At 61.1% G+C, this 8,417-nt stretch carries 7 protein-coding genes; 2 read left to right on the forward strand and 5 right to left on the reverse strand.

Annotated elements, in window-relative coordinates; translation table 11 throughout:
- Positions 1 to 74 precede the first annotated feature (74 nt).
- From AC1DRJ_RS14290 to AC1DRJ_RS14300, 3 genes are all read right to left on the reverse strand, one after another.
- Positions 75 to 1,178: an extracellular solute-binding protein gene (locus tag AC1DRJ_RS14290; protein ID WP_477789999.1), complete on the reverse strand. Its 1,104-nt coding sequence runs from the start codon at positions 1,176 to 1,178 to the stop codon at positions 75 to 77.
- Positions 1,179 to 1,395: 217 nt separating this feature from the next.
- Positions 1,396 to 2,844, reverse strand: coding sequence for an aldehyde dehydrogenase family protein (locus tag AC1DRJ_RS14295; RefSeq protein WP_477802726.1), 1,449 nt, complete (start codon positions 2,842 to 2,844; stop codon positions 1,396 to 1,398).
- On the reverse strand, positions 2,841 to 4,478 hold the full coding sequence (locus AC1DRJ_RS14300) for a 5-guanidino-2-oxopentanoate decarboxylase (protein ID WP_477802727.1): 1,638 nt from the start codon (positions 4,476 to 4,478) through the stop codon (positions 2,841 to 2,843). The genes AC1DRJ_RS14295 and AC1DRJ_RS14300 overlap by 4 nt, the downstream gene beginning before the upstream one ends.
- 161 nt (positions 4,479 to 4,639) lie before the next feature.
- Between AC1DRJ_RS14300 and AC1DRJ_RS14305 the strand changes: the two genes are divergently transcribed.
- On the forward strand, positions 4,640 to 5,521 hold the full coding sequence (locus tag AC1DRJ_RS14305) for a LysR substrate-binding domain-containing protein (RefSeq protein WP_477802728.1): 882 nt from the start codon (positions 4,640 to 4,642) through the stop codon (positions 5,519 to 5,521).
- Positions 5,522 to 5,665: 144 nt separating this feature from the next.
- On the opposite strand, the gene AC1DRJ_RS14310 is transcribed toward AC1DRJ_RS14305, so the two are convergent.
- Together AC1DRJ_RS14310 and AC1DRJ_RS14315 are read right to left on the reverse strand one after the other, a co-directional pair.
- Positions 5,666 to 6,280, reverse strand: a complete 615-nt coding sequence (locus AC1DRJ_RS14310) for an NAD(P)-dependent oxidoreductase (protein ID WP_477802729.1) — start codon at positions 6,278 to 6,280, stop codon at positions 5,666 to 5,668.
- A 148-nt stretch (positions 6,281 to 6,428) separates the two neighbouring features.
- Positions 6,429 to 7,316, reverse strand: a complete 888-nt coding sequence (locus tag AC1DRJ_RS14315; protein WP_477802730.1) for an MBL fold metallo-hydrolase — start codon at positions 7,314 to 7,316, stop codon at positions 6,429 to 6,431.
- 114 nt (positions 7,317 to 7,430) lie between these two features.
- Between AC1DRJ_RS14315 and AC1DRJ_RS14320 the strand changes: the two genes are divergently transcribed.
- Positions 7,431 to 8,336, forward strand: coding sequence for a LysR family transcriptional regulator (locus AC1DRJ_RS14320; RefSeq protein WP_477802731.1), 906 nt, complete (start codon positions 7,431 to 7,433; stop codon positions 8,334 to 8,336).
- Positions 8,337 to 8,417: the final 81 nt, after the last annotated feature.

Raw genomic sequence — 8,417 nt, forward strand, 5'->3', positions numbered from 1 at the left:
CACACCGCATTCGCGAGCAAGCCCGCTCCCACATTTGATTTGTGGTGCTCTACGGGCTTGTGGTTGTCACTCGATCAGGAAGAAAAGATTTCCGTGTAGCGACGAATCCATTGGTCATGCACGGTGGCCAGGAAGGCGTTGTCGTGCATGATCGCCTTCTCGGCAATCTGCTCTGGCGTGAGGATGTACGGGCTCTTGCGCGCTTCGGCGGAGATGATCGCCTTGGCGTTGACCGGGCCGTTGTAGATGTCTTCAGCCATCTTGCCCTGCACCACCGGGTCCAGAGAGTGGTTGATGAAGGCGTACGCCATGTCGGTGTCGCCCGGACGGTTTTTCGGCATGACCGAGAGCATCAGGTCGGTGTAGAAACCTTCCTTCATGCCGAACGAAGCGCCGAGGCCGTAGGCCGGATCGCGGATCTGTTTCGGGAAGAAGGCTGGTGCGTACAGGCCGCCCATGTCCAGGGAGCCGGTGCGGAACAGTTCGGCGATCTGGTTCGGGTTTTCACCCAGGGTGACCACACGATCTTTCAGCTCGGCGAGTTTCTTGAAGCCCGGCTCAATGTTGTGTTCGTCACCACCGGCCAGTTTGGCGGCGATGATGATCAGGTCCATGGCCTCGGTCCAGTTTGGCGGCGGCAGGAAGATGTTCGGCGCGGCGTCGGCGTCCCACAGGGAGGCGTAGCTGGTCGGGGCTTCTTTCTGGGTGCGGGTGCTGTAGACCAGGCTGTTGCACCACAGGAGGTAACCGATACCGTGGCCATTGGCGCCGGTGCGGTATTTTTCCGGTACGTCGACCAGGTTGGGAATGCGGTTGAGATCGGGTTTTTCCAACAGGTTGGCGGCGGCCAGGCCTTCGGCGCCGACGCCTGCCAGGGTGATGATGTCGTACTGCGGACGATCACCGCCGGCCTTGAGTTTGGCGACCATTTCCGAGGTACTGCCGGTGCGGTCAGCGATGACCTTGCAGCCGTACTTGTCTTCGAAGGTCGCGGCGATGTTGCGCAGGGCTGCCAGGCCGGTGTCATCGGACCAGGTCAGCAAACGCAGGGTTTTGCCCGCAAAGCGTGTGTCGCTGGCATTGGCCTTGATGAACGGCATGCTCATGGCCGCTGCTGCCACCGAGGCTACGCCCACGGTCTTGATGAATTGACGTCTGTTCAGATCATGCTCGCCCATTACGGACTCCCTTTGTTTTTGTAGGTATGAGGCTGGTCGCAACCGTTGCATCCGCGCGGCCAATTCAGCTTTAAACCCCCGTATTCACGGGGTTGAGCTGCGCCGACGGGTTCATCCTGAGGTCGTGCAAAACACCTGACTATCGATAAAAACTCATTGAAGCCATGACGCCAGCGCATGCCTCAACACGAGGCATGCACTCACCTTTTTCGTGCTGTCAGACAGCCCGAATCACGTGTTTGATTTCCTGGAAAGCTTGCAAGCCCCACGGCCCTAACTCGCGGCCGATGCTGCTCTGTTTGTAGCCACCCCAGGCGGTCTGCGGGAAGATCACCTGCGGCGCGTTGATCCACACCAGCCCCGCCTGCAAGGCGTTGGCGACCCGATCAGCAGCCTCGGCATTGCGCGTGACCACGCTGGCCACCAGGCCAAACTGGCTGTCGTTGGCCAGGGCAATCGCCTCGGTTTCAGAGGCAAAACTACGTACACAAATCACCGGGCCGAAAATCTCTTCACACCACAGCGCACTGTCGAGGGGCACGTCGGTGAAGATCGTCGGCTGCAAAAAATAACCGCGCGGCAGATCAGCCGGACGGTTCCCACCGCAAATTAACTTGGCACCCGCACTCAAGCCGCGATCAATGTAGCCGAGCACACGCTGGTATTGCGCCTGATTGACCAGCGCACCCATTTCCACGGCCGGGTCGAACGGGTCGGCCACGCGAATGGCTTCCGTGCGAGCCTTCAGACGCAACAGGAATTCATCGGCCAGCTCATCGGCGACCAGCACGCGGCTGGTGGCGGAACACATTTGCCCGGCGTTGAAGAAACCACCACCACAGGCCACTTCCACGGCTAGGTCGAGGTCGGCATCGGCCAGCACCAGCAGCGAGGATTTACCGCCCAGTTCCAGGCTTACGCCTTTGACGGTTTCAGCCGCGCGTTGCATGACTTGCACGCCCACCGCGTTGCTGCCGGTGAAGGAAATTTTGGCAATGCGCGGGTCCGCCGACAGTGGCGCGCCGACCGCCAGGCCGGTACCGCAGACCAGGTTGAAGACGCCAGCAGGCAAACCCGCTTCAGCGATGATCGCCGCCAGTTTCAGCTCCGGCAGTGGCGTCACTTCCGAAGGCTTGAGCACCACGCAGCAACCGGAGGCCAGGGCCGGGGCGAGTTTCCACGCGGTGGTGACCATCGGGAAATTCCACGGCACGATCAGGCCGACCACACCGGCAGGCTCACGGCGCAGACGAGCGCTGAAATCGTCACTCGGCAATTCAACGGCGCTGTCTTGTTTAGCGTCGAGGCCTTCGGCCAGACCGGCGTAATACTCGAAGGTGGCGATCACGTCATCGACATCGATGGCCGCTTCGAACAGCGGCTTGCCGTTGTTGCTCGACTGCAAGTGCATCAGTTGCTCACGACCCGCCTGCACGCCCGCCGCGATGTTGCGCAGGATCGCGCCACGCTCGGCGCCGGTGGTTTTCGACCAGCCGGCGAAGGCCTTGGTCGCCGCACTCACGGCGTGATCGACGGCCTGTGCATCGCCGCCATTGACCGTGGTCAACAAGGCTTCGGTCGCTGGGTTGATGACGCGCAGGTGTTCATTGCCCGCCGACCATTGACCGTCGATGAACAGACCGTCCAGCGTCGTAGGGAACGTCATTTCGACACCGCCTTCATCCACTGGGTCTGATCGATTTCAATCAGGGTCGGGCCTTGACGGTCGGCCGCGGAACGCAGCGCAGTACGCAATTGCTCGACGCCGCTGATCGCTTCCGCCGCGCAACCCAGTGCCTTGGCAACACCGATGAAGTCCGGGGTGTAGATGTCCACGCCAACCGGCTCGATGGCGCGGTTGACCATGTATTTCTTGATCTCTTCGTAGCCCTGGTTATTCCACAGCAGCACGATCACCGGGGTGCGCGCTTCAACGGCACTGGCCAGTTCCGGCAGGGTGAATTGCAGGCCGCCGTCACCGATCAGGCACACTACTGGAGGACGCGATCCGCCTTCAACGCTACCGCCAAGCCAGGCGCCGATAGCGGCCGGCAAGGCGTAACCGAGGGTGCCGTAACCGGTGGACGAGTTGAACCAGCGACGTGGGCGCTCGGGGTTGAACGTCAAGTTGCCGGTGTAGACAGGCTGGGTCGAATCGCCGACGAACACCGCGTCCGGCAACACGTTCAATACCGTGTCAAGGAAGAGGGTCTGGGCCAGTGTCGGGGCATCCCAATTCTGGGCGAGATCTTCACGCAAACGGGCGGCACGGGCCTGACCCCAATCGTTGCGACGCTCAGCCAGCGACTGCTGGGACAACGCACCCAACAAAGCCTGGGCGGCATTGCGCGAGTCTGACACCAGCGCCACGTGCGGCGGATAATTGCGTACGGTCTGGTCCGGGTCGATGTCCACGCGCAGCAGTTTGCCCGGGATTTCGAAACCACCGGCGAAGGTGACGTCGTAGTCGGTCTCGGCCAGCTCGGTACCGATGGCCAATACCACGTCGGCCTCGGCCACCAGTGCACGGGTCGCGACCAGGCTTTGGGTGGAACCGATCAGCAACGGGTGATTGGATTCGAGCATGCCTTTGGCATTAATGGTCAGTGCAACCGGTGCGTCCAGCAGTTCGGCAAGTTCCGTCAGCTCGACGGCGGCATCGATGGCACCGCCACCGGCGAGAATCAGCGGACGCTTGGCGCCAGCCAGCAATTGGGTCATGCGCGAAACGGCACTCGGCGATGCACCAGCGCGGTCGATATTCACCGGTACGCTGCTGAGCAGGTCATCGGCTTCTTCAACCAGCACGTCCAACGGAATTTCGATGTGCACCGGGCGCGGACGCCCGGCTTGAAACAGCGCGAAAGCGCGGGCCAGAACGCCCGGCAACTCGGACGCCGACATCAAGGTGTGGGAGAACGCTGCCACGCCGGCAACCAATGCGCCCTGGTTCGGCAGTTCATGCAGCTTGCCGCGACCACCGCCCAACTGGCTGCGCGATTGCACGCTGGAGATCACCAGCATCGGGATCGAATCGGCGTAAGCCTGACCCATCGCAGTGGTGATGTTGGTCATGCCAGGGCCGGTGATGATGAAGCACACACCCGGTTTGCCGCTGGTACGTGCATAACCGTCAGCCATGAAACCGGCGCCCTGTTCGTGACGCGGAGTGACGTGGTTGATGCTCGAACGGGCCAGCCCGCGATACAGCTCCACGGTGTGAACCCCGGGAATGCCGAACACCTGCTCGACCCCGTAATCTTCGAGTAACTTGACCAATACTTCGCCGCACGTCGCCATTGTGTTTTGCCCTTCTTGTTCGTTTGAGACGCCGGGCCTGCGCAATGTTTATGATGGGTGGGCAGGTCCAGGGATGGCCTCATTGGAACGGGCGACACGTAGCCGCAACAATGGATAAAAAGTCATACTAGCCATGTCCTCACGTCATACCTTGGATCCCAATGAAACGACTGCCTCCCCTGCCGGCGCTGCACACCTTTCTGATTACCGCGCAGTGCTGCAATTTCACCCGGGCCGCCGAACAGCTGCACATCACCCAAGGCGCGGTGAGCCGACAGATCGCCGGGCTCGAAGATCATCTGGGTTATGAGCTGTTTATCCGCCAGGCTCGCGGCCTCGCTTTGACGGCTGAAGGACGCGAGTGGCTGCCACGGGTGCAGCAGATTTTCGGACTGATCGACGAGGCGGTGGAGCAGATCGGCGAGAAGCGCGAGACCTTGCAACTCAAGGCGCCAACCTGTGTGATGCGCTGGCTGTTGCCGCGTCTTTTGCAATGGCAACGGGAGCGTCCGGACGTGCCCGTGGAACTGACCACGACGGTCAAGCACGGCGTGGATTTTCATCGCGAACAGTTCGATGCGGCGGTGATGTATGGCGCACCGCCGGACAGCACGTTGGTGTCTCAACGCCTGTTTGATGAACAACTGACACCGGTCTGTTCCAAGCCATTGCTCGAAGGTCCGGTGCCGTTGCAGACACCCGAAGATCTTGAGCGGCACATGCTGCTGCATCCCACCCGTGATGAACGGGACTGGAAGGCCTGGCTGGCCACGGCCAATGTTCGCCTGAACAATGTCAGCAAGGGTCAACACTTCGAAACCCTGGACCTGGCGATGTCGATGGCGTCTCAGGGGACAGGTGTGGCGATTGGGGACTGGTCGTTGATTGGCGATGACCTGAGCGCCGGGCGGCTGGTCATGCCGTTTGAATTGAAGGTGAAGACCGGGTTGGCGTATTACCTGGTATTGCCGCAAAAGCCCGCACCTTCGCCGAAGTTGCAGGAATTGTTGGGGTGGTTGGTGGAGCAGGCGCAGTCCCGCTGAATTGCATGGCCTGATCGTTCCCTCGCTCTGCGTGGGAATGCCTCAACGGACGCTCCGCGTTCGGCTCTGGATGGGACGCAGAGCGTCCCGGGCTGCATTCCCACGCGGAGCGTGGGAACGATCGGTGACAGGGGTTCAGTGAACTCAGTAACCGACGGCGAACCGCTGGCGAGCGTGCTTCGGCGCTTCCACTTCATCGATCATCGCGATCGCGTAATCGGCAAAGCTGATCCAGCTGCGCCCTGCACTGCTCACCAGCAAATCATCCTGGCCGATCCGAAACACACCCGTGCGCTCACCTTCAACAAACTCCGCCGACGGTGACAGGAAGGTCCAGTCCAGTTCCTGTTCCTGACGCAAGTTCTCAAGAAACAAAGCACCGGCACCCGCTTCGGCCTTGTACGCCTCGGGAAAGCCCTCGCTGTCTATCACTCGAGTGCCGTCCGGCAACAACAACGAACCGGCGCCGCCGACCACCAGCAGACGTTTCACCCCAGCGTTTTTCACCGGCCCGATGACCGCCGCTGCGGGCAGCGTCGAAAAATGCGCGGCGCTGATGACCACATCGTGACCGGCGACCGCCGCTTGCAACGCTTGGGCATCAAGCGCATCGACATTTTTGCTGACTACACCGGCGCGCTGGCCGATCTTCGACGTGTCGCGGGCGATGGCGGTGACGCTGTGACCACGACGCAGGGCTTCTTCCAACACTTGGCTGCCGGCACGGCCGGTGGCACCGATGATTGCGATGTTGCTCATGACGTTCTCCAGTTGGCTCAGTTCAGTTAATGCAGATTCGATCGTTCCCACGCTCTGCGTGTGAATGCCTCAACGGACGCTCCGCGTTCGGCTTTGGAAGGGACGCAGAGCGTCCCGGACTGCATGCCCACGCGGAGCGTGGGGACGATCATTCACCCCACTTCATCTCGCCCTTGGCGACTTTTGCGCTGAGTTCCAGCGAGCTTTCTTCGCCCAGCGTCGGGAAGCGTTTTTTCATCGCGGTGATCAGTGCGGCAGAGTCTTTGGCCTTGGCGGTTTCCTCGTCGAAAGCCTTGATGTAATCCGCCGTGAATCGCACTGCAACCAGTGAGCGGGCGCTGTCACCGAGGTAATGGCCTGGCACGATGGTGTTCGGTTTCAAGGTTTCGATGGCGTGCAGCGTAGTCAACCAGTCGGTATGAGACTGCGGGGTTTGCGTGTCGGCCATCCAGACGTGGATGTTCTCTGCCACGACCACCCCACCGACAACCGCATTGATCGACGGAATCCAGACGAAGGTGCGGTCCGGCTGTGTCCCCTCCAGCCCCACCACCTGCAACTTCTGCCCTTCCAGCATCAGGCTGTCGCCCTTGAGCACCTGCGGCACGATGGTTTTCGCCGGAACATCCGCACCCATTTTCGGCCCCCAGAACGCCAGTTTGCCGGCGACAGTGTGCTTGATGTGATCGACGGTCGGCTGCGAGGCGAGCACTTTGGCATTGGGGAACGCGGCGGTCAGGGTGTCGAGGCCGAAGTAGTAATCCGGGTCCCCGTGGCTGATGTAGATGGTGGTGAGTTGCTTGCCGCTGGCGCGGATTTTTTCGACGACTTGTTCAGCCTGGGATTTGCCGAATTGCGCATCCACCAAAATCGCGTCCCTCTCGCCACTGACCAGTACCGAAGTCACCGGGAAAATCGCCTTGTCACCGGGGTTGTAGACATCCAGCGTCAGGTTCGATGCTGCCGCCGCATGGGCCGCGAAGCCGAGCGTGGCGGTGGCCAGTAAAATGCGCTTGAGAGGGGTGAAACCGATCATGTGTTGCTCCATTGTCCGAATGCCATGCTTGGCGATGGAAGGGAGCTTAGTTGCCTGACTCAGTACAAAAAATGCGATGCTGGAACATAGTTTGTTTCTGAAAGCGTGCAAATCATGGATCGYCTACAAGCAATGCGGGTGTTCGTCACAGTGGTCGACCTCGGCAGCCAGTCGGCCGCCGCCGATCACCTGGACCTGTCACGGCCAGTGGTGTCGCGCTATCTGGCGGAACTGGAGGATTGGCTCGGCGCCCGGTTGATGCACCGCACGACCCGCAAGTTGAGCCTGACCGCGGCCGGCACCGAAATGCTGCCCCGCTGTCGGCAGATGCTCGACCTATCCACCGACATGCAAACCGCTGTCAGCAAGCCGGACGATACGCCGCGCGGGTTGCTGCGGATCAGCGTCAGCACCTCATTTGGCCAGGCACAACTGGCGGACGCCATGGCGGCTTACGTCAAACGTTACCCCGGCGTCGGCATCGACCTGCAGATGCTCGACCRCACCGTGAACCTGGTGGATGAACGCATTGATCTGGCGATCCGCACCAGCAACGACCTGGACCCGAACCTGATTGCCCGGCGGCTGACGGTCTGTCGCTCGCTGATCTGCGCCTCCCCCGCCTACCTGCGAGAACATCCGGCGCCGCAGCGGGTGGAAGATCTGAGCCAGCACAACTGCCTGACCCATTCCTACTTCGGCAAGAACCTTTGGCATTTCGAGGAAAACGGTGAGCCGGTCTCGGTGCCGGTGCAGGGCAACATCAGCGCCAACGAAACCAGTACGTTGTTGCGAGCGGCGATGGCTGGTGCGGGGGTGGCGATGCTACCGAGTTATCAGGCGGGCGTGCATATTCACAGCGGCGAACTGATCCGCCTGCTGCCCCAGGCCGAGCCCCGACAGATGAACATCTACGCGGTGTATGCCTCACGTAAACACATGCCGGCGGCGCTGCGTAGCCTGCTGGATTTTCTGGTGCTCAGATTCYCTGAAGAGCCGGAGTGGGATCTTGGCCTGTAACACTGTTCCCTTGTAGGAGTGAGCCTGCTCGCGATGGCGGTGGATCAGTCGACATCGTTGTTGTCGGGCACTCCGCTATCG

This window comes from Pseudomonas sp. P5_B2, from assembly GCF_056400445.1.

Coding starts and splice junctions, on each gene's coding strand:
- AC1DRJ_RS14300 (WP_477802727.1), bottom strand. CDS start 4,478: ATGGCGACGTGCGGCGAAGTATTGGTCAAGTTACTCGAAGATTACGGG.
- AC1DRJ_RS14305 (WP_477802728.1), top strand. CDS start 4,640: ATGAAACGACTGCCTCCCCTGCCGGCGCTGCACACCTTTCTGATTACC.
- AC1DRJ_RS14315 (WP_477802730.1), bottom strand. CDS start 7,316: ATGATCGGTTTCACCCCTCTCAAGCGCATTTTACTGGCCACCGCCACG.
- AC1DRJ_RS14295 (WP_477802726.1), bottom strand. CDS start 2,844: ATGACGTTCCCTACGACGCTGGACGGTCTGTTCATCGACGGTCAATGG.
- AC1DRJ_RS14310 (WP_477802729.1), bottom strand. CDS start 6,280: ATGAGCAACATCGCAATCATCGGTGCCACCGGCCGTGCCGGCAGCCAA.
- AC1DRJ_RS14290 (WP_477789999.1), bottom strand. CDS start 1,178: ATGGGCGAGCATGATCTGAACAGACGTCAATTCATCAAGACCGTGGGC.